This is a genomic window from Allobosea eneae, assembly GCF_042657265.1.
Lineage (GTDB): Bacteria > Pseudomonadota > Alphaproteobacteria > Rhizobiales > Beijerinckiaceae > Allobosea > Allobosea eneae.
Genome location: NZ_JBHSLW010000039.1, coordinates 82,597 through 97,053 on the forward strand (window position 1 = coordinate 82,597; position 14,457 = coordinate 97,053).

General features: G+C 66.9%; 16 protein-coding genes. 7 read left to right on the forward strand and 9 right to left on the reverse strand.

Annotation, left to right across the window (positions count from 1 at the left end):
* Positions 1-12: 12 nt before the first annotated feature.
* Positions 13-570: a polysaccharide biosynthesis/export family protein gene (locus ACFPOB_RS23280; protein ID WP_377800807.1), complete on the reverse strand. Its 558-nt coding sequence runs from the start codon at positions 568-570 to the stop codon at positions 13-15.
* 187 nt (positions 571-757) lie between these two features.
* Here ACFPOB_RS23280 and ACFPOB_RS23285 point away from each other — a divergent pair, with 187 nt between their 5' ends.
* Entirely contained in the window at positions 758-2,968 is a 2,211-nt protein-coding gene (locus ACFPOB_RS23285) for a GumC family protein (RefSeq protein WP_377800755.1), read from the forward strand.
* A 65-nt stretch (positions 2,969-3,033) separates the two neighbouring features.
* Here ACFPOB_RS23285 and ACFPOB_RS23290 read toward each other — a convergent pair whose 3' ends face one another.
* On the reverse strand, positions 3,034-3,405 hold the full coding sequence (locus tag ACFPOB_RS23290) for a GFA family protein (protein ID WP_377800756.1): 372 nt from the start codon (positions 3,403-3,405) through the stop codon (positions 3,034-3,036).
* Between the two features lie 71 nt (positions 3,406-3,476).
* Positions 3,477-4,712, reverse strand: a complete 1,236-nt coding sequence (locus ACFPOB_RS23295) for a GNAT family N-acetyltransferase (protein ID WP_377800757.1) — start codon at positions 4,710-4,712, stop codon at positions 3,477-3,479.
* Positions 4,713-4,819: 107 nt separating this feature from the next.
* Between ACFPOB_RS23295 and ACFPOB_RS23300 the strand changes: the two genes are divergently transcribed.
* Positions 4,820-5,884 carry a polysaccharide deacetylase family protein gene (locus ACFPOB_RS23300; RefSeq protein ID WP_377800758.1) on the forward strand — a complete coding sequence of 355 codons (1,065 nt, stop codon included), beginning with the start codon at positions 4,820-4,822 and terminating at the stop codon, positions 5,882-5,884.
* Positions 5,885-5,924: 40 nt separating this feature from the next.
* Here the strand turns inward: ACFPOB_RS23300 and ACFPOB_RS23305 are convergent, their stop codons facing one another.
* Complete coding sequence (locus tag ACFPOB_RS23305; RefSeq protein WP_377800759.1) at positions 5,925-6,134, reverse strand: DUF2842 domain-containing protein; 210 nt, start codon at positions 6,132-6,134, stop codon at positions 5,925-5,927.
* Positions 6,135-6,262: 128 nt separating this feature from the next.
* On the opposite strand from ACFPOB_RS23305, the gene ACFPOB_RS23310 reads away from it, so the two are divergent.
* Complete coding sequence (locus ACFPOB_RS23310; RefSeq protein ID WP_377800760.1) at positions 6,263-7,327, forward strand: COX15/CtaA family protein; 1,065 nt, start codon at positions 6,263-6,265, stop codon at positions 7,325-7,327.
* A 43-nt stretch (positions 7,328-7,370) separates the two neighbouring features.
* Positions 7,371-7,913 (forward strand): chlorite dismutase family protein, encoded by a 543-nt coding sequence (locus ACFPOB_RS23315; RefSeq protein WP_377800761.1) that lies wholly within the window; start codon positions 7,371-7,373, stop codon positions 7,911-7,913.
* 12 nt (positions 7,914-7,925) lie between these two features.
* Here ACFPOB_RS23315 and ACFPOB_RS23320 read toward each other — a convergent pair whose 3' ends face one another.
* The 3 genes from ACFPOB_RS23320 to ACFPOB_RS23330 form a co-directional block, all read right to left on the reverse strand.
* Positions 7,926-9,203: an O-acetylhomoserine aminocarboxypropyltransferase gene (locus ACFPOB_RS23320; protein WP_377800762.1), complete on the reverse strand. Its 1,278-nt coding sequence runs from the start codon at positions 9,201-9,203 to the stop codon at positions 7,926-7,928.
* 77 nt (positions 9,204-9,280) lie between these two features.
* Positions 9,281-10,255, reverse strand: coding sequence for a Bug family tripartite tricarboxylate transporter substrate binding protein (locus ACFPOB_RS23325; protein ID WP_377800763.1), 975 nt, complete (start codon positions 10,253-10,255; stop codon positions 9,281-9,283).
* A gap of 185 nt (positions 10,256-10,440) precedes the next feature.
* The gene (locus ACFPOB_RS23330) at positions 10,441-10,971 is read right to left on the reverse strand and encodes a CoA-binding protein (protein ID WP_377800764.1); all 531 of its coding nucleotides are present in this window, start codon (positions 10,969-10,971) and stop codon (positions 10,441-10,443) included.
* Positions 10,972-11,126: 155 nt separating this feature from the next.
* Between ACFPOB_RS23330 and ACFPOB_RS23335 the strand changes: the two genes are divergently transcribed.
* Positions 11,127-11,567 (forward strand): hypothetical protein, encoded by a 441-nt coding sequence (locus tag ACFPOB_RS23335; RefSeq protein WP_377800765.1) that lies wholly within the window; start codon positions 11,127-11,129, stop codon positions 11,565-11,567.
* A gap of 68 nt (positions 11,568-11,635) precedes the next feature.
* Here the strand turns inward: ACFPOB_RS23335 and ACFPOB_RS23340 are convergent, their stop codons facing one another.
* Positions 11,636-12,442, reverse strand: coding sequence for an enoyl-CoA hydratase (locus tag ACFPOB_RS23340; RefSeq protein ID WP_377800766.1), 807 nt, complete (start codon positions 12,440-12,442; stop codon positions 11,636-11,638).
* Between the two features lie 106 nt (positions 12,443-12,548).
* On the opposite strand from ACFPOB_RS23340, the gene ACFPOB_RS23345 reads away from it, so the two are divergent.
* On the forward strand, positions 12,549-12,965 hold the full coding sequence (locus tag ACFPOB_RS23345) for a PaaI family thioesterase (protein ID WP_377800767.1): 417 nt from the start codon (positions 12,549-12,551) through the stop codon (positions 12,963-12,965).
* A 6-nt stretch (positions 12,966-12,971) separates the two neighbouring features.
* Here the strand turns inward: ACFPOB_RS23345 and ACFPOB_RS23350 are convergent, their stop codons facing one another.
* A complete protein-coding gene (locus ACFPOB_RS23350; protein WP_377800768.1) occupies positions 12,972-13,757 on the reverse strand; it encodes a substrate-binding domain-containing protein in 786 nt (261 codons plus the stop codon).
* Between the two features lie 238 nt (positions 13,758-13,995).
* On the opposite strand from ACFPOB_RS23350, the gene rplM reads away from it, so the two are divergent.
* On the forward strand, positions 13,996-14,457 hold the full coding sequence (gene rplM / locus ACFPOB_RS23355; protein ID WP_377800769.1) for a 50S ribosomal protein L13: 462 nt from the start codon (positions 13,996-13,998) through the stop codon (positions 14,455-14,457).

Below are 14,457 nucleotides of genomic sequence, written 5' to 3' on the forward strand. Positions count from 1 at the left end.
GGGCAGGTGCGGTCAGAACCAACGTTCCTTGATCACAATCGTGTCGCCGGGCCTGACGGGATAGGTGATCGGCACCGTGCCGGTGACGAGCTGGCCGTCCATCAGCCGGGTGACCTCGGCATAGTCGCGCTGGCCGCGCGGCGTGAAGCCGCCGGCGATCGCCACGGCCGTCTGCACCGTCATGCCGTTCACGAACGGGAACTGGCCGGAATTGGTGACTTCGCCGAGCACGAAGAACGGCCGGTAGGCGTCGACCTCGACCGAGACCTTCGGTTCCCGCAGATAGCCGGCGCGCAGGCGTCCCTCGATCGCGCGTTCGAGCTGCTGCGTGGTGCGACCCTGAACCTCGACCGCGCCGATCAGCGGCATGGAGATGCGGCCGGAGCCGTCGACGGCGTAGATGTTCGAGAGATTGTCCTGTCCGAAGACGATGACGCGCAGCCGGTCGCCGCTGGCGAGTTGATAGGGCGCCGCGGTCTCGACGGCGAACTCCGGCGCAACGATGCGTGGCGCGCAGCCGGTCAAGGCGAGTGCGGCGGCAAGCATCAGACAGACGGGATGTCTACTCATCATCACCGGCGGGACCCTTCAGAATCTGTCCGTAGGGTTAGCCCGACATGGTTAACAAAAGCTGATCGTCGACCTCATAGCCTTGGCCGGCGGCGTTGCTGCTTTAACCTGCCACTAACCTTAATGCGCTCTGATGACGCTGCGTCTCTTCCCTGGGGCGCGAGAGTTCTGCGTGAATGGAAGCGTCATGACCGCTCGCTACGACACCGTTGCGGCCGCCGGCGAAAGCCGCTACGACACCGTTGCGGCCGCCGGCGAAAGCCGCTCCGACCTGCTCGACCTGCCGGCTCTTTGGGCGGCGATCAAGGCGCGCAAGCTGTGGATCATCGGGCCGACGCTGGCCGCCCTCGGCCTATCCTTCGTTGCGGTCAACATGGTCACGCCTCGCTATACCGGCGAGGCCCGGCTGCTGCTCGAGAACCGCGACAGTTTCTATACCCGGCCGGGCCAGGCGGTGTCGGAGACCTCAGGCCAGCAATTCGATGCCGAAGGCGTGCAAAGCCAGGTCCAAGTTATCATGTCGCGCGACCTCGCGCGCGAGGCGATCAAGCGGATCGGGCTGGTCGGCAATTCGGAGTTCGACTCGGGCGCCGGCGCGCTCGGCGCGCTGAAGAAGGTCGGCGTCCTGCTCGGCATCGGCGCGCATCCGGCCGACCGCTCTCCGGAGGAACGGGTGCTGGAGAAGTATTACGACCGGCTCCTGGTCTATCCGGTCGGGCGCTCGCGCATCGTCTCGATCGAATTCACCTCGCAGGATCCGGCGCTCGCCGCCAAGGCCGCCAACGAGATCGCCGCCGTCTATCTGGAGATGCAGGAGGCGGCCAAGCAGGACACCGCCCGCAGCGCTTCCTCCTGGCTCTCGACCACGATCGAGCCGCTGCGCAAGAAGCTGGCGGAATCGGAGGCCAGGGTCGAGGAGTTCCGTTCCCGCCACGGCCTGCTCGTCGGGACAAACAATACCACCATCACCGCCCAGCAGCTCGCCGATCTCTCGACGCAGCTCTCCAATGCGCGCAGTCAGCAGGCTGAGGCGCAGGCCAAGGCGTCGATCATCCGCGATGCGATCAAGGCCGGGCGCACCTTCGAAATTCCCGATGTCGCCAACAACGACCTCGTCCGCAGGCTGATCGAACAGCGCGTCAATCTGCGGGCGCAGCTCGCTCTGGAATCGCGCAACCTCCTCTCGGAGCACCCGCGCATCAAGGAGCTGAACGCTCAGCTCGCCGATCTCGAAAGCCAGATCCGCGCCGCCGCCGAGCGCGCCGTGCGCACGCTGGAGAACGAGGCCAAGATCGCCGGCCAGCGCGTCGAGAGCGTCACCGCCGCGCTCGACGGCCAGAAGAAGACCGCATCCGGCGCCAATGACGACGAGGTCCAGCTGCGTGCGCTCGAGCGCGAGGCACGCACCCAGCGCGAGCAGCTCGAGCAATACATGCTGCGTTATCGCGAGGCGCTCGCCCGCGACGCCCAGAATGCCGCGCCCGCCGATGCGCGGATCATCTCGCGTGCCATCGAGCCGACCACGCCCTCCTTCCCGAAGAAGCTGCCGACGATACTCGTCGCGACGCTGGCGACCTTCCTGGTCGCGCTGGCGACCGTGGTCTCCCGCGAGCTCCTCAACGGCGGTTCGCCGGCGCCGGCCGATGACAGGCCGCAGCGCAAGGCGCGCGGCCGGGTCGAGCCCGCCGTCGGTCAGCCCGAGTCCGAAGAGGACGACGCCGAGGCCGCCGCGCCGCCGCCGCGCCGCCGCGAGCGCATTGCCGGCCTGCTGACGCATGGCGGGCGGATCGGCCAGCTCCACATCGACCTGTCCGATGCCGAGGCCGGCCTCTCTGACCTCACCGCTTGCGTCAACAAGGCGAGCGAGGGCCACGCGCCTCTCGTCCTGGTGCTCGACGGCGCTGAGCCGGACGACGCTTCTCCGCGCGCTTTGGCTCAGCTCCTCTCCGAGCGCAGCCGCTGCATACTGATCGATCTCGCCAGCGAGAGCCGCGATCGGCCCGGTTTCTCCGAATTGCTCGCCGGCGAGGCGATGTTCTCCGACATCATCACCCGCGAGGAGGATTCGCGTCTGCATGAGATCGCGCCGGGCCGGGCCGGGCGGGAGGCCGTGCTGGCGGCCCCCGACATCGTCGATGTCGCGCTCGACGCGCTCTGCGAAACCTATGACTGGGTGCTGGTCGCGACCGCATCGACCGACGAGGCGCAAGTGCTCTCGCCGCTGCTGGCGCGTGCCCAAGGCGCGCTGGTGATGGCCGGCCACGCCGGCAATGGCCACGCGGTCGAGGCCGCCTACCGGCTGACCGACCTGACCGGCGCCCCGATCGCGCTCGTCATGCTCGACGCGCCGGAGACGATCGACCTGGTCTCGCAGGACAAGGACCCGGTGCCGGCCTGAGCATCGGACCGAAAAGCGGGAACCACGTCACGGATATCCGGCGCTCTGACAAAGCGGTAGCTGGCCTACCAGAGGGTCTTGCCGTCGATCACCGTGACCGGGACGGCGGCCAGATCGAAATCGTCAAGCACACGCGCATTCACGGCCACCTTCGGATTGTCGAAATCGGGCTCTCCGGTCGACCAGTCCGGCGTTTCCGTGAAGGTGGTGCAGCCGCAGCTGCCACAGAAATGGTGCGCCACCATCCGGCTCTGCCAGCGATAGGTCGCAAGGCTTTCACGCGGCGTCAGCAAGCGGAACTGGGCCGGCTTGTGATAGCTCCACAGCGCGCCGCGCTTGGAGCAGATCGAGCAAGTACAGGCGGTGACCTCCGTCACCGATTCCAGCACCTCGAACTTCGTCGCGCCGCAATGGCAGCTGCCGCTGATGGTCGTCATCTCGCCCGCTCCGTGAGGATGTCGCGGGGCCATCAAATCCGACCGCCTGTCAGGATTATGTCAGGAGCGGTCTACTCGTCCGGCTCCGCCGGCTTGCGGCGCCGCAGCAAGCCGAGGACGCGTTGCGCCATCTTCAGCGCGAGAGGCGAGGATTTGATCCGCCGCTTCAGCGCCCGCTTGGCCTGGCTGTAGCCGGCATAGGCGCGTCCCTTCGTGGTCAGCGGGAAGAAGGTGTCGACCAATTCGTCGCTGTCGTCGCAGATCGTCGTCTTGTAGCGGGCCTCGCCGACGCCGAGGTCGAACATGGTGTAGCCCGCCTGGCATTTGCGCTTGATCAGCTCGACCAGCAGGATCTCGCCGGGGCTGGTGCGTGCCGCCTCGGAGCCGAGGTCGAAGGAGGTCGCCATGCCGGAGAAGCGCTTGTCCTGCACGGCGCCGACATAGGTCGCGACCGAGCGGCCATCGAGGTCGAGCGAGTAAAGCTCGATCGCCGGCCGCCGGCCCGGCCGAGCGATCGCCCCCTCGCGCAAGAAGGCGCGGATCGCAGGGGCTGCGAACGGGTCCGGCACGCCCATCTGCGCGAATCGTGCGGCCTTTTGTGCCAGGAAGGCATCGAGCACGTGTTCAATCTCGGCTTCGCTACGTGCCTGGACCAGTTCGGACAGGCCGAGCTCGGCGAAGCGGTTGCGCTTGGTCGTCAGCTTCTTGCGGGCATGCTTGCTCATCGAGCGCCGAAGCGTGCCCTCGCAGTCGCCGGGCTCCAGAGCGAGCTTGTAGGCGCGGCTTGGGCTTTGCCCAGCGGCGAGTCGCGCCGGCGGATTGGCGATGCCCTGCCAGGCGGTCGGCTGGTTGATCAGGAACAGCGCGTCGATCCCGCCGATCGCCGCGCCAATCTCCCGCAGCAGCGCTTGCGTCGCCGCGGCATCGATCGCCTCGGCGAAATCCGGCCGGTAGAGCGCCATGTGATAATTGGCGTGCTTGCCGCCGATGAATTCGCCGAAGCGCGTGCCAAGGCGCCGGGTCACCACCAGTGGGAACAGCGCGAGCAGCCCGCCCTGGTCGTCCTCGACCCGGACGAAGCGGAACTCCATGCGTTCAGCCCGCCCGATCGTCTCGGTGTAGGGCCTGATCCAGTCATAGGCCTGGTAAGGGGTCACCAGCGCGTCCGCTTCCAGCGCGCGCCAATCGGCTTCCAGGGCGGCGAGGTCGCTGCCGGCCACGACCCTGGCCCAAGGGCGTGCCTCCATCTCCCGCGGCAAGGCCGGGGAGTTGGACAAGCTTGGCGCACGGTCGGCGACGGCGGACATGGCCTGATCCTTAACCCGGCATTGTGAACGGACCTGTCACTGTCGCGGACGTTGCATGACGCCATCGCGAAACAGCGTTAGCGAAGGGTTGAATCGATCTCTCGGAGATGCCGGGCATGAGCCTGCGCCACAAGGCTTTTTCAGCCGCCTTCGCGGCCATCGCGGCGACCGGCGTCGACCGCTGGGGCAGGGGGCTCGCCCAGGGCAAGGGCGCGATCCTGACGCTGCACCATGTCCGCCCGGCGGCTGCCGGCGGCGGCTTCCGTCCGAACGGGCTGCTTGAGGTGACACCGGGCTTCCTCGATCGGGCGCTGACCCTGATCCAGGCTGAAGGCTACGACATCGTCTCGCTCGACGAGGCGCTGGCGCGGCTGGCCGATCCCAAGCCCGGCCGCTTCTTCGTCGCGCTGACCTTCGACGACGGCTACCGCGACAATCTCGACCATGCCTGGCCGGTGCTGGCGAAACATAGCGTGCCGTGGACGCTCTATGTCGTGCGCGGCTTTGCCGAGCGAACGGCGCGGCTCTGGTGGCTGGAGCTGGAGGAGGCGATCCGGGCGCTGCCGCGCATCGCGCTCGATCTGCCTGATGGCCGCTTCGCGGCTCCGGCCGGAACCGACGCCGAGAAGTTGGCGGCGTTCGACCGGCTCTACTGGCGTCTGCGCAAAGGCCCGGAAGCGATTCTGCTCTCGGCGATTTCCGATCTCGGTCGGCAGGCCGGCATCGACCCTGTCGCGCTGGTCGAGCGCGAATGCCTGCCGGCCGAGACGCTGCGCTCGCTCGCCGGTGCGCCGGGCGTCACCATCGGCGCGCATACGCTCAGCCATCCGATGCTGGCCAAGCATCCGGAAGAGGTCGCGCGCCGCGAGATCGTCCAGAGCAGGGCCTGGCTGGAGCAGATACTGGACACACCCATCCGCCACTTCGCCTATCCGGTCGGCGATCCCGGTTCGGCCGGGCCGCGCGAATTCGCTTTCGCGAGAGAGGCGGGACTCGCGAGCGCCGTGACGACGAGGCCGGGCCATCTCTTCGCCGAGCACGCGGAGCACCTGTACGCGCTGCCGCGCGTCTCGCTCAACGGCCTGCATCAGAGCGAGGCGGCGCTGAAGGCGCTGCTGTCTGGGTTGCCGTTTCTGCTGTGGAATCGGGGGCGGAGATTGAGCGTCAGTTAGCGCGGAGAACCCTCTCCTTTCAGGAGAGGGGTTCTGAGCCTCAAACCTCGTCCTTCCGCTCCATCCACTTGATCAGCGGCAGCAGCGGCAGCACCCAGACCAGCCCGAGCACGATATAGGCGATGGTCTGCACCGGCTTCGAAGCCTCAGTGATCCGTCCCTGCGCCAGCGCCATCGCGACGAGCGCGTAGACGCAGACGAAGACGATCATCACGACCGTGCCGATGAGCTTGCGATGGGTCTGCCTCATGGCGATCGTGGTCCGGGCTGCGGCATTGCGGGCGTTGTTCAGGTCTTGCGGGCGGACTATCTGTCACCCGCCGCCGCGCTTGTGAAGCGCAATCAACTCTGCCGCCTGCGACCCGAGGTCCCGCCGCCGTGACGATCGCGCTCGATCAGCCAGCCGTTCCGGCCGCCAACGGCCATGCCGGCATCCGCCGCTGGCTCTGGGCCATCGCCTTCCTGGTCTTCGTCATGGTGGTGGTCGGCGGGGCGACGCGGTTGACCGGCTCCGGCCTCTCGATCACCGAATGGCGGCCGGTCACCGGCGCGATCCCGCCGCTGTCAGACGCGGCCTGGGCACTCGAATTCGAGAAATATCGCCTGAGCCCGCAGTACCAGCTGCTGAATACCGGCATGGAGCTTGCCGATTTCAAGTTCATCTACTGGTGGGAATGGGGCCACCGCCAGCTCGGCCGCTTCATCGGCCTGCTCTATCTCGCCGGCTTCTTCGTCGTGCTGCTGCGGCGCTCGATGCCCTGGCGCGAAACCGCGATCCTGTTCGGCATGGGCCTGCTGCTCGGCCTGCAGGGCACGATCGGCTGGATCATGGTCGCTTCGGGCTTGCAGCCCGGCATGGTCGCGGTCGCTCCGGTCAAGCTGACGCTGCACCTGACCTTCGCCGGCTTTTTCTTCGCCAGCGTCATCGCCTTCGCCACCTGGCTCACCCCGCTGCGTCGCATCGAGCCGGCCTGGGGCAGGGGTGCCGCCTGGTTCCTGCTCTTTTTGCTTTTCGTTCAGATCGCGCTCGGTGGGCTCGTCGCCGGCTCCAAGGCCGGCTTCACCTTCAATACCTGGCCGCTGATGGACGGGGCGCTGGTTCCGCCGGCTTCGACACTGTTCGCCGGCACTCCTTTCTGGGAGAACTTCGTCGACAATGTCGCGCTGGTGCAGTTCAACCACCGCATCGGCGCCTACATCCTGCTCGCCTTCGCGCTCTGGCATATGCTGAGTTTGCGCCGCGCCGCGCCGGGCTCAGGCGGCGCCAAGCGCGCCACCGCCATTGCTGGTCTGGTGTTGGCGCAGTCCGCGCTCGGCATCGTGACGCTGCTGCTGGTGGTGCCGCTCTGGGCCGGGCTCGCCCATCAGGCGCTCGGCTTCACCGTGCTGGCGATGGGCGTGGTGCACGTGACGCGCCTCTCGGCAGGCACGCAGCTTGCTTGACGTCTCGGGCCGTCCGCAGACGGTTTCGAGCTGAGGCCTATCGATGAGCAGGATCGTGGTTTTCTCGGGCGGCGACGTCGGGCCATGGCGTGTGCTTGATATCCGCGCGATCCGCGGCGAGCCGTTGCCGGAGGTCAGGCGGCTGCTCATGACCGAGGGCGAGCCTTCGGGGGCCGCGACCTGGCGCTTGCGGGGCGCGATCAGCAACGCTCGCTATGCGACACGCTCGGAGGTGACGACGCTCGCGCAACTCCAACCGGCTCTGGCGCGGCCATCGGCCAGTCAGGCGGTCCTGATCCCGATCCGCAAATCGCCGGCCTGGTGGGCCCTCGCGCAGGATGAGCGGCGCGCCATCTTCGAGGAAACCTCGCATCACACCCGGATCGGCCTCACGGCGCTGCCGGCGGTGGCCCGCCGCCTGCACCATTCGCGCGATCTCGACGAGCGCTTCGACTTCCTGACATGGTTCGAGTTCGCGCCGGAGCACGAGGCCGACTTCTGGGCGATGACCGCACGGCTGCGGGCCACGCGTGAATGGGACTATGTCGAGGCTGAGGTCGAACTGCGTCTGGCGCTGGAGGCCTGACGCATTCGCCCGTTACGCCAGCGCCTGATCGAGGTCCGCGATCAGGTCCTCGACATCCTCGATGCCGATCGACAGGCGCACCACTTCCGGGCCGGCGCCCGACGCCGTTTTCTGCGCGTCCGAGAGCTGGCGGTGGGTGGTCGAGGCCGGATGGATCACCAGCGAGCGCGTATCGCCGATATTGGCGAGATGCGAGAATAGCGACAGCTTCGAGACCAGCTGGACGCCGGCGTCGTAGCCGCCCTTGAGGCCGAAAGTGAAGACCGCGCCGGCGCCCTTGGGGCAATAGCGCTGGGCGAGAGCGTGGTATTTGTTATCCGGCAGGCCGGCATAGTTCACCCATTCGACCGCCGGGTGCTTGGACAGATGCGTCGCCACCTTGAGGGTGTTCTCGCAATGGCGCTGCATACGCAGCGGCAGCGTCTCGATGCCGGTCAGGATCATGAAGGCGTTGAAGGGCGAGAGCGCCGGGCCCATGTCGCGCAGGCCGAGCACGCGGGTCGCGATCGCGAAGGCGAAATTGCCGAAGGTCTCGCCCAGCACCATGCCGTTATATTCCGGCCGTGGCTTGGACAGCATCGGGTAGCGCTCGTCGCCGGTCCAGTTGAACGAGCCGCCATCGACGATCAGGCCGCCGATCGAATTGCCATGGCCGCCCAGGAACTTGGTCGCCGAATGCACAACGATGTCGGCGCCGTGCTCGAACGGACGGATCAGATAGGGGCTAGCCATCGTGTTGTCGACGATCAGCGGGATGTTGTGCTTCTTCGCGATCTTCGAGATGCCCTCGATGTCGACGATGACGCCGCCGGGATTGGCGATCGATTCGATGAAGATCGCCTTGGTCTTCGGCGTCACCGCCGCGGCGAAGGCTTCCAGATCGTCGGAATCGGCCCAGATCACGTTCCAGCCGAAGTTCTTGTAGGAGTGGTTGAACTGATTGATCGAGCCGCCATAGAGCTTCTTGGCGGCGACGAACTCGTCGCCCGGCTGCAGCAGCGCGTGGAAGCAGAGGAACTCGGCGGCGTGGCCCGAGGCTACGGCAAGCGCCGCCGTGCCGCCCTCCAGCGCCGCGACACGCTCCTCGAGCACCGCGTTCGTCGGGTTGCCGATGCGGGTATAGATGTTGCCGAAGGCCTGCAGCCCGAACAGCGAGGCGGCGTGGTCGACATCGTCGAAGACAAAGGAGGTCGTCTGGTAGATCGGCGTGGCGCGCGCGCCGGTGGCTGCGTCGGGAGCGGCGCCGGCATGGACGGCGAGCGTGTGGAAACCCGGTGCGCGGTCGGTCATGGCGTGCTCCCTCGGAAGGTCTTTTCGAACAGAGGTGTTCGGTTTAACGAACGGCATCCGCAGCGTCAATCTGGCGGCTATTCGGTTAGCTTGATCCCGGTCTTCGCCACGAGCTCGGTCAGGATGGCCCGGTCGCGGGCCATGAAGGTGCTGGTCTCCTGCGGGCTCCAGGCGACAGGCTCGATCACCAGCTCGCGATAGCGCGCAACCAGCTCGGCATCGGCCATCGCCGCATTGATCGCGCTGCTCAGGATGCGCAGCGTGTCGGGAGCGATGCCGGCCGGCGCGACGATCGAGGCCCAGCCGGGATAGACGAGATCGACGCCCTGTTCCCTGAGCGTCGGCAGATCGGGAAGCTGCGGCTGGCGGGCGTCAGTGGTGACGGCGAGTGCCTTCAGCTTGCCGCCCTGGATATTGCCCAGGCTGGCGGCGAGGCTATCGATCATGACATGGACCTGCCCCGACATCAGGTCTGCCGCGGCGAGCCCCGCGCCGCGATAGGGCACATGCGCCAGCCTGATCCCGGCCGCCTGCATGATCATCTCGAAGACCAGGTGGTTGGTGCCGCCAATCCCAGCCGAGGCGAAGTTGAGCTGGCCGGGCCTCTGCCTCGCATAGGCGACGAACTCGGCGAGCGACGCGACCGGCAGGGCCGGCGAGGCGTTCAGCACCAGCGGGAACAGGCCGAGCATGCCGACCGGCACAAAATCATGCGCGACATCATAGGGCAGCTTCTGGCCGAGCGCCGGAGCGGCGGCGAAGCTCGCCGCCGTCGCGACCAGGAGTGTGTGGCCGTCGCCTTGAGCTTTCACCACGGCCTGCCCGGCGACGATGCCGTTGGCGCCCGGCCTATTGTCGATGACCACGGACTGGCCGAGCTGCCGCGCCAGGGTCTCGCCGAGCCGGCGTGCCGCGATATCGGTGCCGCCGGCCGGGGCAAAGGGCACGAAGAGCTGGATCGGCCGTTCGGGAAAGGCGGCGCGGGCGCTGCCTGCGCCGAACGCGCTGGCGAGCCCGGCGAGCAGGAAGCTGCGGCGATCGAGGCTGGGCATCGACCTTCTCCAGTTAAGACCACGCAACACCATGCCAGTCGTCCCGGACGAAGCGAAGCGGAGATCCGGGACCCATGCCTGAACCTCCATTGGAAAGGCTCAGGCATGGGTCCCGGGTCTCCCTCCGGTCGCCCGGGACGACCTGAAGAGTGGAGGTCGGGACACTCGTGATCAAGCGGCTCGGTTTACGTCCCCGGCCGGTCGATCGTCAGCTTCTGGAAGCCCTTGCCGGCGAGCACCGGCTTCTTCGCCGAGAGGATGCGCGAATTGATGCCCTGCCAGCCGATCTCGCCGGAAAGTCGGCCATATTCGATCTTCGGGCAGCGGTTCATGATCACGGTGACACCCTTGGCTTCGGCCTTCACCGCAGCCTCGTCATTGCGCACCGAAAGCTGCATCCAGACCACCTTCGGCAGCGGCGAGAGGCCGAGCGCCTCGTCGGTGATCGGCCCCGCCGCTTCCGAGTTGCGGAAGATCTCGACCATGTCGATCGGCTGCGGGATCTCCTTCAGCGAGCCGTAGACCGTCTTGCCCAGCAGCGTCTGGCCGGCGAGGCCCGGATTGACCGGGATCACCTCATAGCCGCGATCGAGCAGGTATTTTGTGACGATCCAGCTCGGCCGCGCCTCGTTGGCGGAGGCGCCGACCAGCGCGACGGTCTTCACCTCGCGCAGGATGCGGCGAATGAGCGCATCGTCGTAAGCGTCATGATTCACGGAGTCAAAATCCCAGCGAATTGAACCAATTACCAGCCTTCCCTGAATCAATCGCGAAGCCGCGCGCAGGTCCGGAACATAGCGTCGGCAAGCTGGTTCCCCATCTTGAAGAATGCGGGGCAAATCCCGCTCTTCAGCACCAAGGAGGGCCTGCCATGTGCGACTACAGTCTGCACCATGTTATGTCGACTCCTGCCAAAGTCGGCGACATCCTCAAGACCACCAGCTTTCCCGGATCGAGCACAAGGGGCTTCAGTTCCGCGGCTCAGCCGAACGTCGCGGTTTGCGTGATGCCCGGCACGGAGCTGGCGTTTTCCGCCGAGATCGAATGCGACAGGGCGATCGGCTTCCTGCCGCGTCGCCGTCTCAGGGCGACTGTTGCGCGCTTCCGCCAGGTCGATCTCGACAAGCCCTATGCCCATCATGACGCGATCGAACTGCCCAACGGCCAGGTCGTGCTGCTGACCAACCTTTCTGAGGGCCAGATGGCGACCGTGCTACAATTGCCGGCGGATGAGCATGCGCAGCGCACGGCGCCCGCTGAAGTCGAACCGGCCCGGACGCAGAACGAACCGATCCCGCTCTTCGGCATCTGAGCATGCGGCCATAGGCGCATAGGCGTGCATTCCCGATGGCGGACTCGTCTTGCGGCGAGCCCGCCCGCTCAGCTGTGGCGCCAGTCCGGCGTCCGCTTCTCCATGAAGGCGCTGATGCCTTCCTCGGCGTCACGCGCCAGCATGTTCTCGACCATCACCGCCGAGGCGTGGTCATAGGCCGCCTTCAGCCCCATCTCGCGCTGCTCGTAGAAGGTGCGCTTTCCGACCTTCACCGTCGCCGCCGATTTCGAGGCGATCACCGCCGCAAGCCGCTTCGCTTCTGCCAGCGCTTCCCCTGCCGGCACGACGCGGTTGACGAGGCCCATCTGGGCCGCCTCTGGCGCCGGGACCATCTCGCCGAGCAGCAGCATCTCCATCGCATGCTTGGCCGAAAGGTTGCGCGAGAGCGCCACCATCGGCGTCGAGCAGAACAGGCCGATATGGACGCCGGGCGTGCAGAAGCGCGCGCCTTCGCCGGCGACGGCGAGGTCGCAGCTCGCGACGAGCTGGCAGCCGGCAGCTGTCGCCGTGCCTTCGACCGCGGCGATCACCGGCTGGGGCAGGGCAGTGATCTGCTGCATCACGCCCGAGCAACGTCCGAGGATGTCGGCGAAGTAGGCACGGCCACGATCGGGATCGGCCCGGCGCGCGCTCATCTCCTTGAGGTCGTGGCCCGCGGAAAACACCGGGCCGGCAGCCGCCAGCACCACCGCGCGGATGCTGTCGTCGTTCGCGATCGCGGCGAGTGTCTCCGCCAGCGCCGCCAGCATCGCCTCGCTCAGCGGATTGCGTGCCTCGGGCCGGTTGAGGGTCAGCGTCGCGATGCCGTCGGCATCCTCGCGCAGCAGGATCTGCGCCTTGGCATGGGCGTTCATGGCGACAGGCCTTTCGCTGTTTGTCCTATTGTCGGGAGGCTGGGCCCGTGCTGCAAGGGGACTGACGTCCGATCAGCCCTCGGTTTTCCGCACGATGACGACCCGCATGAGCGCCGCCGAGATCGAGGCCTTTCTCGATCAGGCCTTCCCGCAGCTCCACTATGGCGGCCGCACCTATTTCGTCGAGGAGGTCGGGCCGCTCACTGCGCGCATGCGCTGCGACTATCATGAGAAGCATCTGCGCCCGGGCGGCACTATCTCCGGCCCGACCATGATGGCGCTGGCCGATCTCGCGCTCTATGTCGCGATCCTCGCTCAGATCGGCCCGGTCGCGCTCGCGGTGACGACGAGCCTCAACTACAATTTCCTGCGCAAGCCCGGGCAGGCGGCGCTGATCGGGGAAGCGAAGCTGCTCAAGCTCGGCAAGCGCCTCGCCGTCGGCGAGGTCTGCCTCTATTCGCAGGGCGAGGCCGAGATGGTCTGCCATGCGACGGGGACCTATTCGATACCGGCGGAGCGGTAGCCCCGGCTATTTCCCCGAAATCGGCTCCAAGCCAGTCTTCCGTATCGCCGGTGCCGCTTCCGCCGAGCCGAGGCAGGCGATCAGCTTCTTCGCCGCCTCCGGCTGCTTGGCGCCGGCCGCGAGGCCGGCCGAGAAGACCGTCACGCGCTGGACCTCTTCCGGCAGCGTGCCGACGAAATCGAGGCCCTCGATCGGCAGCAATTCGCTGACCTGCTGGAAGCCGAGCTCGGCCTCGCCCCGGGCGACGATCGTGCCGACGCGTTCGGAGAAGATCTTCTTCGCCTTGGCCATGACCTGGCCGCTGGGGTCGAGCTTCGGAAAGAGCTCCTCGGAGAGATAGGTGCCGCTGGCGCTCGCCGAATAGGCGATCGACTTGGCCTCCATCAGCGTCTTCTTCAGCGCCTCGACGGTCGAGATGTCAGGCTTGGGCGCCCCGGCCTTGACCGAAAGCCCGATCGCCGAGCGCGCGAGGTCGACGCGGGTCCCAGCCGCGCCCTTGCCGTCCTTGACCAGCCTGTCGAAGGCATCGGCCGCCAGGATCACCACATCGGCCGGCTCGCCGCGCGCCAACCGGTTCGGGATCGCGTCCGGGGCGGCTCCCATCGAGGCGCCATAGGCGCTCACGACTTTCTCGCCGAGCTTCACCTCGCACCCGGCGACAAGGTCCCTGTAGGCGGCAGTAAAGCCGCCGGAGCTGAGCACATGCACCTCGGCGAGGGCCGCCTGCGCGAAGACCAGCGGAAGTGCGAGCAGCATGGCGCCGGCGAGATGACGGGTTGCGGGGGCTGGCATGGCGTTCCTCCGAATTGTGTTGAGTCATGCTGGCGCGCCGGAGCGGGGCGCGCAAGCTTTCGCTCTTTGGCGGTATCCTGATACCGTTTTATGCATTACTCTGAAAACAATACGTTTTTCGTCAAGGCGGCGCATTATCTTCGCTTGACATCTGGAGGGTAGCCACCTATCCACCGACCACACCGCCGCCGGCCTCCCGGCGGCTTGTCCTTTTTTCAAGCAGCCGAAGGGTGCCGCGATGAAGACCATCTCGCTCAAGCCCGCCGATGTCGAGAAGAAGTGGGTTGTGATCGACGCCTCCGGGCTCGTCGTCGGTCGTCTCGCCTCCCTGGTGGCGATGCGTCTGCGCGGCAAGCACAAGGCCGCTTACACCCCGCATGTCGACTGCGGCGACAACATCATCGTCATCAACGCCGAGAAGGTGGTGCTGACCGGTCGCAAGCGCGACCAGAAGGTCTACTACCACCACACCGGCTTCCCGGGTGGCATCAAGGAGCGTTCCGCCAAGTTCCTGCTCGAAGGCCGCTTCCCCGAGCGCGTCGTCGAGAAGGCTGTCGAGCGCATGCTGCCGCGCGGCCCTCTCTTCCGCCAGATCCTCGGCAATCTGCGCGTCTACAAGGGCTCTGAGCACCCGCACGCCGCCCAGTCGCCTGAGGCGCTCGACGTCTCGGCGCTCAACCGCAAGAACGCGAGGGTCTGA

What these genes read in the sequence shown, in the direction of transcription:
- ACFPOB_RS23350 (WP_377800768.1), bottom strand. Translation starts at nt 13,757, where the DNA reads ATGCCAGCCCCCGCAACCCGTCATCTCGCCGGCGCCATGCTGCTCGCA.
- rplM (WP_377800769.1), top strand. Translation starts at nt 13,996, where the DNA reads ATGAAGACCATCTCGCTCAAGCCCGCCGATGTCGAGAAGAAGTGGGTT.
- ACFPOB_RS23345 (WP_377800767.1), top strand. Translation starts at nt 12,549, where the DNA reads ATGAGCGCCGCCGAGATCGAGGCCTTTCTCGATCAGGCCTTCCCGCAG.
- ACFPOB_RS23305 (WP_377800759.1), bottom strand. Translation starts at nt 6,134, where the DNA reads ATGAGGCAGACCCATCGCAAGCTCATCGGCACGGTCGTGATGATCGTC.
- ACFPOB_RS23335 (WP_377800765.1), top strand. Translation starts at nt 11,127, where the DNA reads ATGTGCGACTACAGTCTGCACCATGTTATGTCGACTCCTGCCAAAGTC.
- ACFPOB_RS23280 (WP_377800807.1), bottom strand. Translation starts at nt 570, where the DNA reads ATGAGTAGACATCCCGTCTGTCTGATGCTTGCCGCCGCACTCGCCTTG.
- ACFPOB_RS23285 (WP_377800755.1), top strand. Translation starts at nt 758, where the DNA reads ATGACCGCTCGCTACGACACCGTTGCGGCCGCCGGCGAAAGCCGCTAC.
- ACFPOB_RS23290 (WP_377800756.1), bottom strand. Translation starts at nt 3,405, where the DNA reads ATGACGACCATCAGCGGCAGCTGCCATTGCGGCGCGACGAAGTTCGAG.
- ACFPOB_RS23325 (WP_377800763.1), bottom strand. Translation starts at nt 10,255, where the DNA reads ATGCCCAGCCTCGATCGCCGCAGCTTCCTGCTCGCCGGGCTCGCCAGC.
- ACFPOB_RS23295 (WP_377800757.1), bottom strand. Translation starts at nt 4,712, where the DNA reads ATGTCCGCCGTCGCCGACCGTGCGCCAAGCTTGTCCAACTCCCCGGCC.
- ACFPOB_RS23340 (WP_377800766.1), bottom strand. Translation starts at nt 12,442, where the DNA reads ATGAACGCCCATGCCAAGGCGCAGATCCTGCTGCGCGAGGATGCCGAC.
- ACFPOB_RS23315 (WP_377800761.1), top strand. Translation starts at nt 7,371, where the DNA reads ATGAGCAGGATCGTGGTTTTCTCGGGCGGCGACGTCGGGCCATGGCGT.
- ACFPOB_RS23300 (WP_377800758.1), top strand. Translation starts at nt 4,820, where the DNA reads ATGCCGGGCATGAGCCTGCGCCACAAGGCTTTTTCAGCCGCCTTCGCG.
- ACFPOB_RS23320 (WP_377800762.1), bottom strand. Translation starts at nt 9,203, where the DNA reads ATGACCGACCGCGCACCGGGTTTCCACACGCTCGCCGTCCATGCCGGC.